Here is a 16,560-nt window from a genome sequence, read left to right on the forward strand (position 1 = left end):
CTTTCGGGTCAGGACCACACCGAGGTGCGGTCGCGCAGCAGTGCGTAGGCCTCACGCACGAGAGGGGTCGGTTCTGCGTCGAAGGTCTCGGCGCGGACTGATGCCCACGTCGGGGGTTCGATGGATCCGGACAGTGCCCACGCGGCTTGGCGGGCGGCACCGAGAGCGACGTATTCGCCCGGCGCGGGCACCGTGACGGGCATGCCGAGAACGGCCGGGGCGATGGCCTGGACGGCGGCGTTCCTTGCGGCCCCCCCGACGAGCAGCAGTCGTCGCGGCGGCGTGCCGGTGGCCGCCGTCAAGTTGTCGACGGCATCGGCGAGCGAGCAGAGGAGTGCTTCGATGGCGGCTCGAGCCAGGTCCTCGCGTGTGGTGGCGGTGGTGAGCCCGGCCCACGTACCGGTGGCAGCGGGTCGGTTGGGGGTGCGCTCGCCGTCGTAGTAGGGCAGCAGGGTGAGCCCGTGGGAGCCGGGCGGAGCAGCGAGTGCCAGCCGGGCCATCTCGTCGTGGTCGACGCCCAGCAGCCGAGCCTGCAGCTCGAGGATGCGGGCGGCGTTGATCGTGGCCACCAGCGGCAGGAAGTTGGTTGTCGCGTCGACGAACCCCGTGACCGAGCCGGTCGGGTCAGACACCGGTGAGGCGCTGATGGCGGACGCGACCCCGGAGGTGCCGATCGAGACCACGACGTCGCCGGGCTGGAGGTCGAGCGCGAGCGCTGCTGCCATGTTGTCGCCCGTTCCGGCGCCCACGACGAGCCCCGACGCCGTCGTCGCGGCTGGCGTCGCCGAGGGGCAGATGCGGGGCAGGTCTACCGCGTGACCGATCGCCGACTCGGCGAGGTCAGGTCGCCAGGCGTCGTTGCGGGTGGAGAAGTAGCCGGTCCCGGAGGCGTCTCCGCGATCGGTGAACCACTCACCGTGTGTGATGTGCCCTGAGACGTAGTCGTGGGGCAGGAGGACGCGGGTCGTCCGCTTCGCCGCATCGGGCTCGTGGTCGCGCAGCCAACGCAGCTTGGTGGAGGTGAACGACGCGACCAGCACGCTGCCGACCGCATCGGCACAGGCCTGCGGGCCGCCCAGCTCGTCGATCAGGGTCAGTGCCTCGCGGCTCGAGCGAGTGTCGTTCCACAGGATCGCGTCGTGCACGGGGGAGTCGTGGGAGTCGAGGGCGACCATGCCGTGCTGCTGACCGCCGATCGACACGGCACCAGCACGCTCGCTGAGCCCGGAGGTGGCGATGTCGAAGGCGTCGAGCCAGGCGCGCGGATCGACGGCCGTGCCCGCAGGGTGGGGTGCGGACTGCTGCGCGACGACTGAGCCGGTGCTGGCATCGATGAGCAGGGCCTTGGTCGGTTGCGTCGAGGAGTCGACCCCGAGTACGAGGTCTGCGGGCATGGTCAAGGTTTAGTACGACTGTTGAATTAAGTCAAGGTCCTACCGGTCCCGTTCTTGTCCGGGCGCGACTTCGGGCACTCTTCCTGCGATGGGCGCCCGCCGTACCGGCTCCCGCCGTCGGGCGTTCACCGGGACGCTCGTGACTGGGTGCATGCTCACCACTCGCCGCGACTTCCTGACGTACAGCGCCGCCCTCGGTGCTGGCGCCCTCGCACCCTCAATCACCTTGGGTCGTGCAGACGCCCGCGTCCATGCTCTTCGCTTCCCCCGTGACCCGTTCACGCTGGGTGTGGCGGCGGGTGACCCTCAGTCGGATGGTTTCGTGATCTGGACCCGGCTCGCGTTCGACCCGCTCGCCGCCGACGGCCTGGGGGGCATGCCGGACGTGCGCATCCCCCTCAGCTGGCAGATTGCCACGGACGAGCGGTTCCGGCGTGTCGTTCGCCGCGGAGTCGTGACCACCGCGAGCCAGCTCGGTTACGCGGTGCACGTCGAGGTCGAGGGCCTCCAACCCGGTCGCGAGCATTTCTACCGCTTCTCTGCCGGCCCCTACGTCTCGCGCGTCGGTCGTGCGGTCACCGCTCCTCGCCGTGACGCCATGCCGTCCGAGCTGGCGATGTCATTCGTGTCGTGCGCCCAGTTCGAGCACGGACTGTTCACCGCCTACCGCCGTCTCGCCGAGGACCGGCCCGACCTCGTCCTGCACCTGGGCGACTATCAGTACGAGTACACCGCCGGCGCCTACGTCGCGCCGGGCGGCAACGTGCGCGACCACGACGGCCCGGAGACCACGACCCTCGAGAGCTACCGCCAACGCCACGCCCAGTACAAGACCGACCTGGACCTGCAGGAGGCGCACGCAGCCACGGCCTGGGCCGTGGTGTTCGACGATCACGAGATCGACAACAACTGGGCTGCGGACATCCCCGAGAAGCCGGCCGAGACACCAGGGTTCCTCGACCGTCGCAAGGCAGCGTTCCGGGCCTACTACGAGAACATGCCGCTGCGGCGCACCTCGGTGCCGCGGGGCGCCGACATGCAGCTGTACCGCCGTCTGCACTGGGGACAGCTCGCTTCCTTCCACCTGCTGGACACCCGCCAGTTCCGCAGCGACCAGGGGTGCGGCGACGGGTACCGAGCGGACTGTCCTGCGGCCGTCGACCCGTCCCGTTCCATCACCGGCGGTGCCCAGGAGGAATGGCTCATCGACGGCTTCCGCCGTTCGCGGGCCCGGTGGGACGTCATCGGTCAGCAGGTCTTCTTCGCGCAGCGTGACAGTGACAAGGGCCCGCTCAAGAAGGTGTCGATGGATGCGTGGGACGGCTACGCCGCCTCGCGCGATCGCATCACCACGGGTTGGGTCGACGCCGGTGTGCGCAACCCCGTCGTCCTCACCGGCGACGTCCACGCGGCCTGGGCCAGCGAGCTCAAGCTCGACTACGACGACCCCACCACGGCATCGGTGGGCACCGAGCTGGTGTGCTCGTCGATCACGTCGGGCGGCAACGGTGCTGACTCGGCGGCTACGGCACACCCGTGGTTGGCCTTCAACCCGCACCTGAAGTTCCAGAACAACCTCCGGGGTTACGTCAACACGACGATCACCCCGGAGTCGATGAGTGCTGACTTCCGCAGTGTCGCCCAGGTACGCACGGCGGACGCGCCAGCCTTCACCCGGGCGACCTTCCTCATCGAGGATCGTGTGCCGACGCTCAACCAGACATTTGACCGTCCGCCGGTCGACAACGGACTGCGTAGCCAGAGCCCTGGCGACGTCTCGCGCGAGACGATCGAGCGCGAGACGGCACGGCCGTAGTCTGGTCAGGTGACGATCCACACGGACCATCCTTTCGTTCCGCCCGAGGGCGAGCGCGACCAGCTTCGACGCATGCGCGGACGGCTGGCTTCGCCTGTCACGGTGTGGGCTGCCGGGTCGGGTCCGGCGCGCAGGGGCCTCACGGTCTCGTCGTTCCTGGTGGCCGACGGGGAACCAGGCCAGGTGCTGGGTCTGATCGACGCCGACTCCGACCTGTGGGAGTCATCACCGCAGACCGTCGTGGTCAACGTGCTGGGCGCAGAGCATCGCTTCCTCGCCGACGCCTTTGCTGGCACTGCGCCGGCGCCAGGTGGGCCCTTCACCCTGGGAGAGTGGAGCGACAGCGAGTGGGGTCCGGTGCTGACCGGCGGCGCGGGTTGGATCGGCGTGCGGCTGGCGATGTCGGAGCCTCGCGAGGTGGGCTGGGGCCTGTTGGTGCATGGTGATGTCGAACACGTGTCGGTCGGAGACGCCGAGCCGCTGATCCACCTGCGCGGGCGGTATCGCACGGCACCGGGAGCGTGAAGAACCAGCACGCAGGTGCCGCCGTTCGCACCTCGGGTCGACGTGGGACAGCACGGCAAAACTTCCTCGATAGACTGGTCGGCATGGCAGACGACGGGAAGGGGGCACCGATGAGTCTTCTGGCGAACCTGACCGGGCCCGCCGACCTGCGCGACCTGAGCGACGACGACCTCGATCGCCTGGCGGCGGAGATCCGCGAGCTGCTCATCACGTCGGTGGCGTCCAACGGTGGTCACCTGGGTCCCAACCTGGGGGTCGTCGAGCTCGGCATGGCCATCCATCGCGTCTTCGAGTCGCCGGCCGACCGCATCGTGTGGGACACCGGCCACCAGGCGTACGTCCACAAGATGCTCACCGGCCGCGCGTCCCAGTTCGCCTCTCTGCGCACCGAGGGCGGGCTGTCTGGCTACCCGAGCCGCGCCGAGTCTGAGCACGACTGGGTCGAGAACTCGCACGCCTCGACGAGCCTGTCGTACGCCGACGGCATGGCCAAGGCCAACCACATCCTCGGCAAGGACGACCATGTCGTGGCAGTCATCGGTGACGGCGCGCTCACCGGCGGCATGGCGTGGGAGGCACTCAACAACATCGCGGCCGGCACCGACAGGCGACTCGTGGTGGTCGTCAACGACAACGGTCGCTCGTACACGCCCACGGTCGGCGGTCTGGCCAACCGGCTCACCGAGATACGCACCAACCCCCGGTACGAGCCGGCGCTGAGCGTCATCAAGGAACGGCTCAATCGCTCGCGCGGTATCGGTCCGATGGCCTACGAGGCACTGCACGCCATCAAGAAGGGCATGAAGGACGTCCTCGCACCGCAGGGCTTGTTCGAAGACCTCGGGCTCAAGTACATCGGCCCCGTCCACGGCCACGACCGGGTGGCGATCGAGCACGCGCTCACGCAGGCCAAGCGGTTCGGCGGCCCCGTGCTGGTGCACGTCCTGACCACCAAGGGCCAGGGCTACGACATCGCCGTCGCCAACGACAACGACCAGATGCACCAGGCGCCACCGTTCGACCGCGAGACGGGCGACGCCGTCACGGTTGCCCCCGCCGGCTGGACCTCAGTGTTCCGGGACGAGATCGTGCGCATCGCCGACGAGCGTCCCGACGTCGTGGGCATCACCGCCGCGATGCTCTATCCCGTCGGTCTCGACGCGTTCGCCGACAAGTTCCCCGACCGGGTCTTCGACGTCGGCATCGCTGAGCAGCACGCCGTCACCAGCGCTGCGGGCCTGGCGATGGGAGGGCTGCATCCCGTCGTCGCGGTCTATGCGACGTTCCTCAACCGTGCCTTCGACCAGGTGCTGCTCGACGTGGCGCTGCACCGTTGTGGAGTCACGTTCGTGCTCGACCGCGCGGGTGTCACGGGCGAGGACGGCGCGAGCCACAACGGCATGTGGGACATGTCGTTGATGCAGATCGTGCCGGGCCTGCGGCTCGCCGCCCCCCGTGACGGCTCCCAGCTCCGTGAGCTGCTGCGTGAGGCTGTCGACGTCGACGATGCCCCCACCGTCGTGCGGTTTGCCAAGGGCGCCGTGTGCGACGACTTGCCGGCCATCGAACGCATCGGCACCTTCGACGTCCTCTCGCGCGATGAAGCCCACGACGTCCTCGTCATCGCGATCGGGTCGTTCGGACACCTCGGCGCCGAGGCGGCCGACCTCATCAGGGCAGCGGGCCACGGCGTCACCGTGGTCGATCCACGCTGGGTCAAACCGGTCGATCCCGCCCTCGTCGAACTGGCTGGCAGCTTTGCCCTGGTCGTCACGATCGAGGACAACGGTCGGCAGGGCGGCGTCGGATCGGCCTACACGGCAGCCGTGCGCGATGCCGGCATCTCGACGCCCGTACAGGTCCACGGCGTCGAGCAGGAGTTCCTCGACCACGCCAAGCGCAACGTCATCCTCGGACGCCTCGGTCTCACGCCCCAAGCCATCGCCGACGACACGCTGGCAGCGCTGAAACTGAGCCGGAATAGCTCAGATCAGTGATCGGTTGACCATGAAGTGGATTCCGCGTCGATTCAGAAATGACAAGCCGGCCGTCGAGCCCGGCTCCGGTCCTGTGCTCATTCATGCCCTCGACGGATTTCTCGGAGCCGGGTCAGCGGCCCGGTTGGCTTCCGATCAGTTGAGGTCGGGCCACGGCGAGGTTGTCCATGACTTCGATATCGATGAGATGTTCGACTATCGCGCCCGCCGTCCCATGATCGGCTTCCACGAGGACCATTACGCCGAGTACGACCAGCCCAGCCTGCAGATCGTTCTCGAGCACGACGCCAACCAGATGCCCTACCTGCTTCTTGCCGGACCCGAGCCCGACTTCCGGTGGGAGCGCTTCATCGACGAGGTGCACGAGGTCATTCAGGACCTCGGCGTGCCGTTGTCGGTAGGGCTCGGTGCGGTGCCCATGGGGGTTCCGCACACCCGTCCGCCGATGATCACGGCCCACGGCACCCGGCCCGACCTCGTCGACCGGAAGAATCTGTGGTCGGCACAGGTCACCGTGCCGTCGTCAGCACAGGCGCTGCTGGAGTACCGCCTCGGTGAGTGGGGCCACGACGCGGCGGGCTACGTGGTTCACGTGCCCCACTACTTGTCACAGATGGACTACCCGACCGCAGCCCTTGCTCTGCTGGACGCGCTTGTCGACCGGATTGGTCTCAGCGTCGACGTCGACGCCCTGCGGGCGCGTCAGGGTGAGTCGTTGGCCGAGATCGAGCAGCAGATCGAGGAGCAGGGTGGCGCGAGCGTCCTCGGTGGCCTCGAAGAGCAGTACGACGCCTTCACCCGAGGGGCCGCGGAATCGCTGCTCGCGAGCGAGGACGAGCTTCCTAGCGGCGAAGAGCTGGCCGTCCAGTTCGAGCAGTTCCTTGCGCGTCAGCGCAAGAACGATCAGGGCTAGCCTGCGCGTCAGCGCAAGAACGATCAGGGCTAGCCTTGCTCCCCAGCGGGGAGCCCCGCGGCTGCTGGTTTTATCGCCCAAGCGTGCTGACGAGCGCGATCTAGACGCCTTGCAGCACGGTGATGACGGGGAGCTGGCTATCAGGTACGGAGTCGCTGGCCCCTTCGTTGCTCGGTAGTGGTGGATTCAATGAGCGATGCGGGTGGCCGTGCGCACCGTGCGGATGGCCGGGACGACGGTCGCCGTCACGGCCAACGCGATCACGGTGCCGCTCAGGGCGGCGTAGGCCGGCAGGTCAATCGCGGGCAGGCCGAAGCCGAGCAGGCCAAAGCTCATCCCCATGACGCCGGGGACGACCGCCGCGGTGCCGATGGCCCAGGCAGCGAAGGCTGTCGCCACGGACTCGACGCCGGCCATGGCCACGAGCTGCCGGGACGTCGCGCCGCCTTGGTGCAGGAGCCGAAGTTCCTGACCGCGGCCCATCGTGATCAGCACCAGCGCGTTGATCGAGCCGAGACCAACGAAGACCAGCAGCAGTAGCGTGAGGAGGGTCGACAGGTGCTGGCTGGCAGCATCCGGACTGGTCACCGAGGCGACATACTCCGCGGACGTCACGGTGTCGACGCCAGGTGCCGCGGCTCGAGCCAGGACGGACGACACCTCGCTCGGCCCACTTGCGACCTCGAGCAGTGCAGCACTGACGATCGGGTCGGCCCCAAGGGCCGACGCCGTCCTCGGGCCGATGATCTGGTCACTGACGCCGAGACCCCGTTTGTACACGGCTACGATGCGCAAGCTGGTCTCGTGACGGCCGAGGCGCACCCGGAGATGGTCGTCTAGGGATTTGCCGGTGTCGAAGGCCGCGTCGGAACTGATCGCGACGGTGTCTCGCGCAGTCAGGTCAGAAAGGCTGCCCCGACTCACCTGGGGATCGAAGCTCGTGGGGTCGACGTCCGGTGGGACGATCCGCAGCTGGGTTGACTCCCAGACCAAGCTGTCGGGGAGGTCATCGTCGTCGGTGCGGACCTGCGCCGGCACATCCGCGAGCGGCACCACGCCGTCGACTCCATGTATGTCGCGCAACGTTGTCAGTTGCTGTTCGGTCAGCCCGGACTCGGAGGTCGTGACCAGACTGGTGCCGATCGCAGCCCTCAGCTGCGAGGTGGCAGCCTGGTGGATGACCCGGTCGACCGTGGTCTGGGTCGTGCCGACTGCGAGGAGCAGGGCGAGGGGGACGACGACAGTCGTCAGTCGTCGCGAGAAGCCGCGCAGGTTGCCCAATGCTAAGCGGACGGGTGCCAGCCGGACGGGTGCGCCAGCCAGGCCGGCGCCGACGTTCGCGACCCGACTGAAGCTGAACTCCACGAGGAGCGGGCCGGCCAGGGCTGCCGAACCGACCAGCAGGAAGGCCGAGCTGCCCGCCAGGACGCTGCCGGCTGTGCCCGGGAGAATCAGCGGGGTGGAGGCCATGACCAAGCCGGCGACGGCCGCGACCCCGGCCGTGATGCGGCGGACGGGTCCAACGGACGCCGTCTCGGTGGCGCTGTCGCGGATCGCCGCGGTCGGTGCAAGACGCACGGTCTCGCGTGCGGCCAACCTGCTCGCCACGAGCGCGGTCGGGACGACCACGAGCACCGCGGCCAGGAGGGGCCAGGGTGACAATGTCGAGACGAAGTCCGCGCCGACGATCCCGGCGCGCTTCAGCGCCGGGTCTAGCGCGCGGGCCAGCAGCAGGCCGGGGACCGCTCCTACCGGGCTGGCCACCGCGCTGATGAGGAGGATCTCCGTCGAGATCATCCGGCGCACCTGCCCCCTGGTCGCCCCCACGGCGCTGAGCAACGCGAACTCCCGGCGGCGCCGACGTAGGGCCAAGGTCGTGGTCGCCGCCACCACGAGCACGACGAGCACCATGGCGGTGCCGGCAAACGAGGACGCGAGCGGGATCAACATCCCGCCCGCGCCCGCCGATTGGCGCAGTCCCGACTCGACCAGCACGCCGCTGACCGTCACCAGCATTGAGGCGAGCGCGATGGTCAAGCCGGTCCCGGCCATGGCGGCCCAGTTTGCCCGCAGACCTGCGAGGGCCAGACTGCGTCCGGTGCTCATCGGGCCACCGCCAGGAGGTGGTCGTTGACCTGCTCGGCCGTAGGCGAGTCCATCTGGTCGATCAGGCTGCCGTCGGCCAGGACCAGGACCCGCTCGGCAGCGGCTGCCACCCGGCTGTCGTGGGTGACGATGACGACGGTCTGCTCGAGGCGCTGGGCCGTGGTGCGCAGGAGGTCGAGCACCGCTGCGCCGGTGCGTGAGTCGAGCGCGCCGGTGGGCTCATCGGCGAAGATGACCGTCGGGCGGGCGATCAGCGCTCGTGCAATGGCGACCCGCTGTGCCTGGCCGCCCGAGAGCTGGGCCGGCAGACGGTCCAGCAGCCCGCCGAGATCCATCTCGGTGACCAGGTGGGACAGCCAGGTGTGGTCGGTTTGGCGGCCTGCCAGCACTGCGGGCAGCTCGATGTTGTCAAGGACGCTCAGGTGTCCGATCAGGTTGTAGGCCTGGAAGACGAATCCGATGTGATCGCGGCGGAAACGGGTCAGGTTGTCGGGGGAGAGGCCGCTGATGTCGTGTCCGCCGACGACGACGCGCCCGCTTGTGGCCAGCTCCAGGCCGGCTGCGCAGTTCAGGAGGGTGGACTTCCCTGATCCCGACTGCCCGACGATCGCCGTGATCGACCCGCTGTGCAAGGCGAGCGAGATCCCCCGCAGGGCATGGGCGGGCTCGGGGCCGCTGCGGTAGGTCTTGTGCACGTCCTGGAGCTCGATGGCGACGGTGGTCGCAGTCACGGTGGTGGCATTCATGGAGTGCTCCTCGTTGCGTGGATGGGTACCACCAACGTTAGGAAGTCAGCGCGCTTCACCTCTAGCCGCGGACGATGGAACTCGCGGGCTTGCATCCTTCGATGCAAGCGGTCCGCTGATGTGCTCCGGGTGTCAGTCGTCGATGTGAACAAGACCGTTCTGGTAGGCCCAGACGACGGCCTGGAGCCGCGACTTCACACCCAGCTTCGGCAGCATGCGCGCGAGATGTGACTTCACTGTTGAGACCTCGAGGACCAGCGACCTGGCGACGTCCTCGTTCGACATCCCTTGCGCCAGCAGCAGAAGGATGTCGATCTCGCGCGGGGTGAGCACGTCCACACCGCGGGAGGCGACGACCGGTTGGGTGCGCCGACGAGACACCATCTCCTGCACCACCCGCTTGGTCAGGGAGTTGTCCAGCGTGCCGTTGCCGCTCGCGACTGATCGCACGGCTTCTGCCATCTGCTCTGGTTCGGCATCCTTGAGCAGGAATCCGGAGGCGCCCGCCTCGAGCGCACCGAACAGATACTCGTCGATGTCGAACGTCGTCACGATCAGCACCGGGATCGGCTGGCTCACTCCGGGTCCGCACAGAAGCGCGGTCGCGGTGATTCCGTCGGTCCCCGGCATCCGGATGTCCATGCACACCACGTCGGCGCCGAGCGACCGTGCGGCCTCGACCGCCTCGCCCCCGTCGCTGGCCGTGGCGATGACCTCGATGTCCGGTTCAGCACCCAACATCATGGACAACCCCGCGCGGACGAGGGGCTGGTCGTCGGCGATGACGACCTTGATCACAACGGATCCTCCATCGTGTCGACCGGGATGTCGAGCCTGACGACCCAGCCGCCGCCGGGCGCGGGTCCGGCCGACAGCCGGGCGTCCGTCAGGTCGGCGCGCTCCTGCATCCCGACGATGCCGAAACCGTTGCCGGCCCCGGTCGACACGAGTGGTGTGCTGGGAGCGGGAGCCGGCGGTGCGTCGTTGCGCACGACGATCGTCACCTCTGACGGGTCACGGACATCGACGACAACCTCGGACCGCGATCCCGGCGCGTGTCGGGCGGCGTTCACCAAGGACTCCTGGACCGTGCGATAGGCGGCCAGTTGGGCGAGCGGCCCGATGCTCAACAACGGGATCTGTGCGGCTGGGGCACCGAAGATGGAGAGTGCGACGTCCCGACCGGCGAGGCGGGCCGTCTCAACCAGCGTGGGAATCCCTTGCAGGGTCTCGGGCCCAACGTCGGGCCCAACCTCGGGGCCGGCCCGTCCGGCATCGTCCTCGCGCAGCAGGGCCACCAGGCTGCGCAGGTCCCTGAGCATCGCGGTGCTCTGCTGCCGTACTTGGCGCACCGCCGTCTTCGCCCCAGCCGGGTCGGTGTCGATCTGCCGATCGAGCGCGGCTGTCATCACGGCGATCCCGGACAGGTGGTGGGCTGCGATGTCGTGCAGCTCTCGTGCCATCGCCACCCTCTCGCGGGCCACTGCTGCCTGGGTCAGCGCTGCCTGTTCTCCCGCGACTGCCCGCTGTTGTCCGACCCTTGCACGTGTCGTCTCGCGGCGCGCACCGACTAGTGCTCCCAGGACCGCGCCGACACCCACGGTGGTGATCCCCTGAAGCGCGGCCGACCCGAGCGACTCAATCGCCCATCCGTCGTCTCGGGTCGCCCGTATGAGATCGCCAAGCCCAACGATCAGCATCGCGACGGCGAGTGTCGATGCCGGCCGCGGCCAACGAGTATCGACCACCACGGCGTAGGCAGCGATGAAGACAGCCACCGACGTTCCTCCGGTGGCTATCCCGAGTCCTGCTCCAGCGGCCACCGGCACCAGGATGCTCACGGCGACAAGCGCAAATCTGGGTACATCGCCAGTCCGGATCAGCACGAGCGCTTGGATGGAGACAACAACTAGTCCGAGCAACAACGTCCGCAGACCGAGTTCTGGCGAACCTGGCAGGGCTGACGGCGCGACGGACGATGCGACCACCACCCCGGTGATCACGACGCATCCCACGACCCAACCGATGAGCACAGAGATAGATCCAGAGGGAGGACACGCAACACTCCACCTGTTGTCCACGTGTGGCCTCTCATGCGATCGATGTCGGCTCCGGCAGTCATCATCGTCGCATCGCTTCAGAGGACATAGGTCATCGGCGATGTCGTTGAAGGGGCGGTACCTGAACGGCGGGCCTTGGTCTCTCGCGTGAGAAATGGGTGAGGCATCGAATTTTCCCCACGGCACGGCGGGGGAGGGCTTCGCCAAGAACTCTCAAGTATGTGCCTGCCTCTGAGCGACGCCTTCGACATGGCGGGTTGTTGAGCGCCGTAGTCGTGGCGCTGTCTTCAGCAGCCCTTCAGCGTTCATCCGTCAGACTGGGCGGATGCGCATCCTGATCGTCGACGACGAGGTCTCGCTCGCGGAAGGCTTGCGCCGGGGTCTCGTCGCCGAGGGGTTCGCCGTCGACGTCGCCCATGACGGGGTCGACGGTCTGTGGCTCGCACGGGAGAATCGCTACGACGCGATCGTGCTCGATCTGATGATGCCTGGGATGAGTGGCTGGAAGGTCTGCGCGGCCCTTCGCGAGGAAGGCGACTGGACGCCGATCCTGATGCTCACCGCGAGGGACGGCGACTGGGACCAGGTCGAGTCCTTCGAAGGCGGCGCCGACGACTACGTCACCAAGCCGTTCTCGTTCTCGGTGCTCGTTGCGCGCATCCGCGCCCTCGTACGCCGTGGCGCCCCGGAACGACCGGCGGTCCTGCGCGCGGGTGACCTGAGCCTCGATCCCGCCACGCGGCGCGTGGCGCGGGGGGAGACCGAGGTCGCGCTGACCAGCCGGGAGTTCGCCGTGCTCGAGTACCTGCTGCGGCACGCCGGTCAGGTACGGTCCAAGCGCCAGGTGATCGGCAACGTGTGGGACGACGACTTCGAGGGTGATCCGAACATCGTGGAGGTGTACGTGGGACATCTGCGGGGCAAGATCGATCGCCCGTTTGGACGTGCCACGATCGAGACCGTAAGAGGCGCCGGCTATCGTCTCGCGGTGAACGGTGGCTGAGCGGGGCCGCGACGGGTTGTTCTCGAGGCTCAGACCGCGGTCGTTGAGAGCGCGGGTCACCCTCGGTGGTGTCGTCGTGGTGGCCATCGCGCTGGGTCTCGGCGCACTCGCGTTCAGCGTCTCGCTCGATCACAGCCTGCGTGCCTCCGCGGAGAACGCTGCGGAGCTGAGGGTCAAGGCGCTCGCGGAGGAGGTGCAACGGCAAGGTCCGGACGTGATCACGCGCCTCGGCGACGAGGCCGCGCGCCTCGTGAGTGCGGACGGGAGCGAGCTGGCCTCATCAGAGGATGCTGCGGCCGCGAGGCTGCCGGTACGTGAGGACCCGGTGGTGGCTGTCGTGGACGATGAGCACGTCCTGGTCGTGAGCGAGGACCTCGACGATGGCCGCGAGGTCGTGCTCGCGTACTCCCTCGAGGTCGACGACGACGTCAGTGGGACGGTCGGCAGGCTCCTGGTCCTGGCCATCCCGGCGCTGCTGGCCCTGTTTGGTCTGACCATCTGGTTGGTGGTCGGTCGGGCGCTGGCGCCGGTCGCCCGCATCCGGGGCGAGGTCGACGCGATCGGCGCCGACCGGCTCGATCGTCGGGTGCCGGAGTCCGGGTCCGGGGACGAGATCGCCCTCCTCGTCGGGACCATGAACCGCATGCTGGCCAGGCTGGACGACTCCCAGCAGGCTCAGCGCCGCTTCGTCTCCGACGCGTCGCACGAGCTGCGCTCTCCGCTCGCGACCCTCCGGCAGCACGCCGAGCTTGTCCACGCCCACCCCGAGGTGACGAGCGCGGAAGAGCTGTCCACCGTGGTCATTGAAGAGGGAGCACGTCTGCAGACCATCGTCGAAGCGATGTTGCTGCTCGCACGCCTTGACGAGGGCGCTCCGCGCAGGACGGATCCGGTCGACCTCGATGACCTGGCCATCTCCGAGCTCACCCGGCTTCGCTCGACGACCGGGCACGGCATGGAGGTGGACGGCACGGCGATCGGCCCTGCGCGCGTCTCGGGCGACTCACGACTTCTCGGCCAGCTCGTACGCAACCTCGCCAACAACGCGGCCCGGCATGCTTCAGGCCGCATCGCACTCGGAACCTGGACGGACGAAGCGTGGGTGTTCCTGACGGTCGACGACGACGGGACGGGGATCCCCGAGGACCAGCGAGACCGGGTCTTCGAGCGCTTCGTACGTCTCGACGAGGCGCGGGCCCGCGAGGCGGGCGGCAGTGGCCTCGGGCTGGCGATCGTGCGCGCGATCGCTCGAGCGCACGGGGGTGAGGTGCTCATCGAGACCTCGCCACGCGGCGGTGCGCGCTTCACGGTGACCCTTCCGACACATCCTGAAGAATGCTTCAGACAGCTTCAGGACCCGTTCAGCACCTTGCCCGCAGGCTGAGGTCATGACCAACACGCAACAGACCCAGCCAGTTCCCCACGAGCACGAGCGCGCGACCTTCTGGCGCCGCAAGCCCACCCTGTGGATCGTCGGCGGGCTCGGAGCGGCAGCGCTCTTGGTGGGCGGCATCGGTGCCGGCGCCGCGATGGCTGACGACGAGGACGACGACCGTTTCGTTGCGGCCCAGCGCGAGGACGTAGGGGCCGTCGATCCTGCAGCAACCTACGGCGCGAAGGACGCTGGCGCCCTATCCGAGGTGCTCGCAGCCGCCCGCGACGAGGCCAACGGCACGCCGACCTCGTTGGAGGCGCACCGCAACGGCCCGTGGAGCGTCGACTTCGAGGCAGCGAACGGCGACGAGACAACCGTGCTCGTCGCCTCGGACGGCGGCGCCTCGGTCGTCCGCACGGACAGGGCAGACGCGGACGACGCCAACGACCCGCCCCCGGCCGGCAAGCTCAACGACAAGACCCTCGTCGCCGTCGCGGGGGCGGTCCTCGCTGAGGTGAAGGGCGTCATCGTCGATGTCGACATCGACGACAACAACGCCGAGGCCTACTCGGTGAAGATGCTCGCCGAGAACGGCACGGAGACCGAGATTGACCTCAGCACTGACTTCGCCGTGACCCAGGTCGACGTCGACCAGGACTGAGACCACCGCCGAAGGGCCCTCAACCAGCAACGCCTTGGTCGAGGGCCCTTCGCGAGCAGCGACCGGCTCGGTCCGGCGGGCGAGGGGACCAGCGGGGTGGCGCCAGCGGACAAGACGATCACTCGAACGACTCCGACATCGGGCCGGGGCCCGGGATGCCGATGAGGGGTGAGGTCCGGTCGACAGCTAACGGTTCTTCGTGTCCCTCTCGTTCTTTCGCAGGGCGCGATGTAGTTCGACGATGCGGACCGTGCCCGGCAGCGCGACCAACAGCATCCCGACGACTGTCGCGAACAGCAGAGTCAGACCGAGCGGGAATCGCCCGTCGAATCCAAGGAAGTTGAGGGCTACCTTCTGGGAGTTCTGACCGATGAAGATGAGCATGGCGATCACGAGAATCGCAGCCAGGATGATCGATATCCAAGCCCAACTGGCTCGGGTCGCCCGGACGCGCCCCTTCTTGGTCAGGCCCCGACCTACACGTGGCTCGACAGATTCGGGCGCTCGTTTCGGGTGGGTCCCGTCGGTGGGGATCGGCGCTGATGGCTCGTTCTCTGGTGCGGGCCTGTCGGGGCGAGTCTCGCTCACGGGTGGTCCTTTCGTCGCTTTCAGGGCTTTGACGTGGATGAAGTCGAGTGCCCGCCACCGGAAGCGGATGTGTTCTGTGCCGCTTCCGTGCGTGTTGTACGTAGCGTAGTGGGCGTGCTCGAAGGTGACTGATGGGCCAGAACTGAGGCCGGAGGGGAGCCTGCGGCTGTCGTCCAGATCGACCCGGCGGGCGGTGGAGATCTAGTCTGCAGTGGCGATCTCCGACGCTGGGAGTGTCACTTGATGACAGCGTCGACTGTCTTCTTGAGAGCACTGGGTTGCGCGGGACTGCGGGGCGCGTTCTTCTTCGCCTCGACCATCTCGGCGCCGATCTCTTGCAGCACTGATCGTCCGAGACCCTCGCGGACCTTCGGGAACCACTCCTGCTCCTCCTCGATGTGATGGGTGACGTTCTCGATCAGCACGGTGGTCTTCGCGGTGAATCGCTCGTCGGTCGGCTTCATGCCGACCAGCTCCATGACCAGGACGTCCGCGGCGTGGTGCTCCTCGTACGACTCCAGCACGTCGTCCTCGACCTCGGGGAGCAGGTCGCGCACCCGTGTGTACATGACCTCGTTCTCGATGTAGGTGTGCACGGTCAGCAGCTTGATCATCTTGTTCACAAGATCGGCCTTGGCCTTGTGGGCGTTGTCGCCAGCCTTCTCGAATTTCTTGAACGTCGAGAGGATCTCTTTGTGGTCTTGTTTCAACAACACGATGGCGTCAGTGGACATGTTCGGCTCCCAGATAGGTATGAGATGTCCGCTGTACCCCACCGGGCGTCTCGCAACCCAGCAACCCGGGTTGACCCTCCCGCCGGCACGAACCGTCAAGGGTGCCGCCGCCTCGTCGCGACCCGATCGGCCCCCGAGACCACGTGGTCGCGGTGCCGTCTTCGTCAGGCTGCATTCCAGGTGCACCATGAGCACGAGGAGCCCGGCCAGGGCAAGGAAGAACATCAAGAGGAACAGCAGTGCCTGTTCCGGATTGTTTGTCATGGCCGGTGTCCTTGCCGACGTCGAATGAACCTCATGTGCCGTGGTTCGAGTGGGGCGCTGTCATGCCGCAGACTCGGTGACTCTTGACCGGCTCCAGCAAGGTGAGAACGTCCGATTCGACCAGACTTCCGGGGGCGATGTTCACGACGACCCTCCAGGGCCTCGATCCGTGCACAGCTTTTGCTCAACCGGCAGTTGAGTTTCGCATGACAGGCCGCGCATCGCCAGATGAATTGACTCCGATCGCGTCAGGGTGACCGTCGCCGCCCTGCACCGTGCTTTCGGGTCGACGCGACTGGACCCGGGCGCCGGCCTGTCGGTGCGGATCCTGCCTCACGCCGACCCGCAGACGACTGTCCTCACCAGCCCCCGCGGCCC

The 16,560-nt window shown here is 67.9% G+C and carries 15 protein-coding genes; 8 read left to right on the top strand and 7 right to left on the bottom strand.

The genetic code is table 11. From position 1 onward, the window contains the following. Positions 1–8: 8 nt before the first annotated feature. Positions 9–1,394, bottom strand: coding sequence for a xylulokinase (gene xylB / locus H7290_RS17485; RefSeq protein WP_290515303.1), 1,386 nt, complete (start codon positions 1,392–1,394; stop codon positions 9–11). An 88-nt stretch (positions 1,395–1,482) separates the two neighbouring features. Here xylB and H7290_RS17490 point away from each other — a divergent pair, with 88 nt between their 5' ends. From H7290_RS17490 to H7290_RS17505, 4 genes are all read left to right on the top strand, one after another. Continuing rightward, a complete protein-coding gene (locus H7290_RS17490) occupies positions 1,483–3,210 on the top strand; it encodes an alkaline phosphatase D family protein (RefSeq protein WP_290515304.1) in 1,728 nt (575 codons plus the stop codon). Positions 3,211–3,219: 9 nt separating this feature from the next. Next, positions 3,220–3,735 (top strand): flavin reductase family protein, encoded by a 516-nt coding sequence (locus H7290_RS17495; protein WP_290515305.1) that lies wholly within the window; start codon positions 3,220–3,222, stop codon positions 3,733–3,735. Positions 3,736–3,845: 110 nt separating this feature from the next. Beyond that, a complete protein-coding gene (dxs, locus tag H7290_RS17500; RefSeq protein WP_290515316.1) occupies positions 3,846–5,732 on the top strand; it encodes a 1-deoxy-D-xylulose-5-phosphate synthase in 1,887 nt (628 codons plus the stop codon). A 10-nt stretch (positions 5,733–5,742) separates the two neighbouring features. Further along, entirely contained in the window at positions 5,743–6,645 is a 903-nt protein-coding gene (locus tag H7290_RS17505) for a PAC2 family protein (RefSeq protein WP_290515306.1), read from the top strand. A gap of 186 nt (positions 6,646–6,831) precedes the next feature. Here the strand turns inward: H7290_RS17505 and H7290_RS17510 are convergent, their stop codons facing one another. From H7290_RS17510 to H7290_RS17525, 4 genes are all read right to left on the bottom strand, one after another. Continuing rightward, positions 6,832–8,751: an FtsX-like permease family protein gene (locus H7290_RS17510; RefSeq protein ID WP_290515307.1), complete on the bottom strand. Its 1,920-nt coding sequence runs from the start codon at positions 8,749–8,751 to the stop codon at positions 6,832–6,834. After that, positions 8,748–9,497 (bottom strand): ABC transporter ATP-binding protein, encoded by a 750-nt coding sequence (locus tag H7290_RS17515; RefSeq protein ID WP_290515308.1) that lies wholly within the window; start codon positions 9,495–9,497, stop codon positions 8,748–8,750. Before H7290_RS17515 ends, H7290_RS17510 begins: the two co-directional genes overlap by 4 nt. 132 nt (positions 9,498–9,629) lie before the next feature. Further along, a complete protein-coding gene (locus H7290_RS17520) occupies positions 9,630–10,295 on the bottom strand; it encodes a response regulator transcription factor (protein WP_290515309.1) in 666 nt (221 codons plus the stop codon). Next, the gene (locus tag H7290_RS17525) at positions 10,292–11,500 is read right to left on the bottom strand and encodes a histidine kinase (RefSeq protein WP_290515310.1); all 1,209 of its coding nucleotides are present in this window, start codon (positions 11,498–11,500) and stop codon (positions 10,292–10,294) included. Before H7290_RS17525 ends, H7290_RS17520 begins: the two co-directional genes overlap by 4 nt. 382 nt (positions 11,501–11,882) lie before the next feature. On the opposite strand from H7290_RS17525, the gene H7290_RS17530 reads away from it, so the two are divergent. From H7290_RS17530 to H7290_RS17540, 3 genes are read left to right on the top strand one after another with little or no spacing between them, the layout of a single operon-like run. Beyond that, positions 11,883–12,560: a response regulator transcription factor gene (locus H7290_RS17530; RefSeq protein WP_290515311.1), complete on the top strand. Its 678-nt coding sequence runs from the start codon at positions 11,883–11,885 to the stop codon at positions 12,558–12,560. Then, on the top strand, positions 12,553–13,944 hold the full coding sequence (locus H7290_RS17535; RefSeq protein ID WP_290515312.1) for a cell wall metabolism sensor histidine kinase WalK: 1,392 nt from the start codon (positions 12,553–12,555) through the stop codon (positions 13,942–13,944). The genes H7290_RS17530 and H7290_RS17535 overlap by 8 nt, the downstream gene beginning before the upstream one ends. Positions 13,945–13,948: 4 nt before the next feature. Next, complete coding sequence (locus H7290_RS17540) at positions 13,949–14,596, top strand: hypothetical protein (protein WP_290515313.1); 648 nt, start codon at positions 13,949–13,951, stop codon at positions 14,594–14,596. Positions 14,597–14,782: 186 nt separating this feature from the next. Here H7290_RS17540 and H7290_RS17545 read toward each other — a convergent pair whose 3' ends face one another. Next, positions 14,783–15,184 (bottom strand): lipopolysaccharide assembly LapA domain-containing protein, encoded by a 402-nt coding sequence (locus H7290_RS17545; protein ID WP_290515314.1) that lies wholly within the window; start codon positions 15,182–15,184, stop codon positions 14,783–14,785. A 236-nt stretch (positions 15,185–15,420) separates the two neighbouring features. Next, a complete protein-coding gene (locus H7290_RS17550) occupies positions 15,421–16,182 on the bottom strand; it encodes a hemerythrin domain-containing protein (RefSeq protein ID WP_290515315.1) in 762 nt (253 codons plus the stop codon). A 253-nt stretch (positions 16,183–16,435) separates the two neighbouring features. Between H7290_RS17550 and H7290_RS21410 the strand changes: the two genes are divergently transcribed. After that, positions 16,436–16,560: DUF4913 domain-containing protein (locus H7290_RS21410; protein WP_366927649.1), on the top strand; the 125-nt coding region annotated here is incomplete at its 3' end.

It is taken from the genome of Aeromicrobium sp. (genome assembly GCF_014378035.1).
Classification (GTDB): Bacteria; Actinomycetota; Actinomycetes; order Propionibacteriales; family Nocardioidaceae; genus Aeromicrobium.

Coding starts and splice junctions, on each gene's coding strand:
- H7290_RS17540 (WP_290515313.1), top strand. CDS start 13,949: ATGACCAACACGCAACAGACCCAGCCAGTTCCCCACGAGCACGAGCGC.
- xylB (WP_290515303.1), bottom strand. CDS start 1,394: ATGCCCGCAGACCTCGTACTCGGGGTCGACTCCTCGACGCAACCGACC.
- H7290_RS17515 (WP_290515308.1), bottom strand. CDS start 9,497: ATGAATGCCACCACCGTGACTGCGACCACCGTCGCCATCGAGCTCCAG.
- H7290_RS17490 (WP_290515304.1), top strand. CDS start 1,483: ATGGGCGCCCGCCGTACCGGCTCCCGCCGTCGGGCGTTCACCGGGACG.
- dxs (WP_290515316.1), top strand. CDS start 3,846: ATGAGTCTTCTGGCGAACCTGACCGGGCCCGCCGACCTGCGCGACCTG.
- H7290_RS17505 (WP_290515306.1), top strand. CDS start 5,743: ATGAAGTGGATTCCGCGTCGATTCAGAAATGACAAGCCGGCCGTCGAG.
- H7290_RS17530 (WP_290515311.1), top strand. CDS start 11,883: ATGCGCATCCTGATCGTCGACGACGAGGTCTCGCTCGCGGAAGGCTTG.
- H7290_RS17550 (WP_290515315.1), bottom strand. CDS start 16,182: ATGACAAACAATCCGGAACAGGCACTGCTGTTCCTCTTGATGTTCTTC.
- H7290_RS17510 (WP_290515307.1), bottom strand. CDS start 8,751: ATGAGCACCGGACGCAGTCTGGCCCTCGCAGGTCTGCGGGCAAACTGG.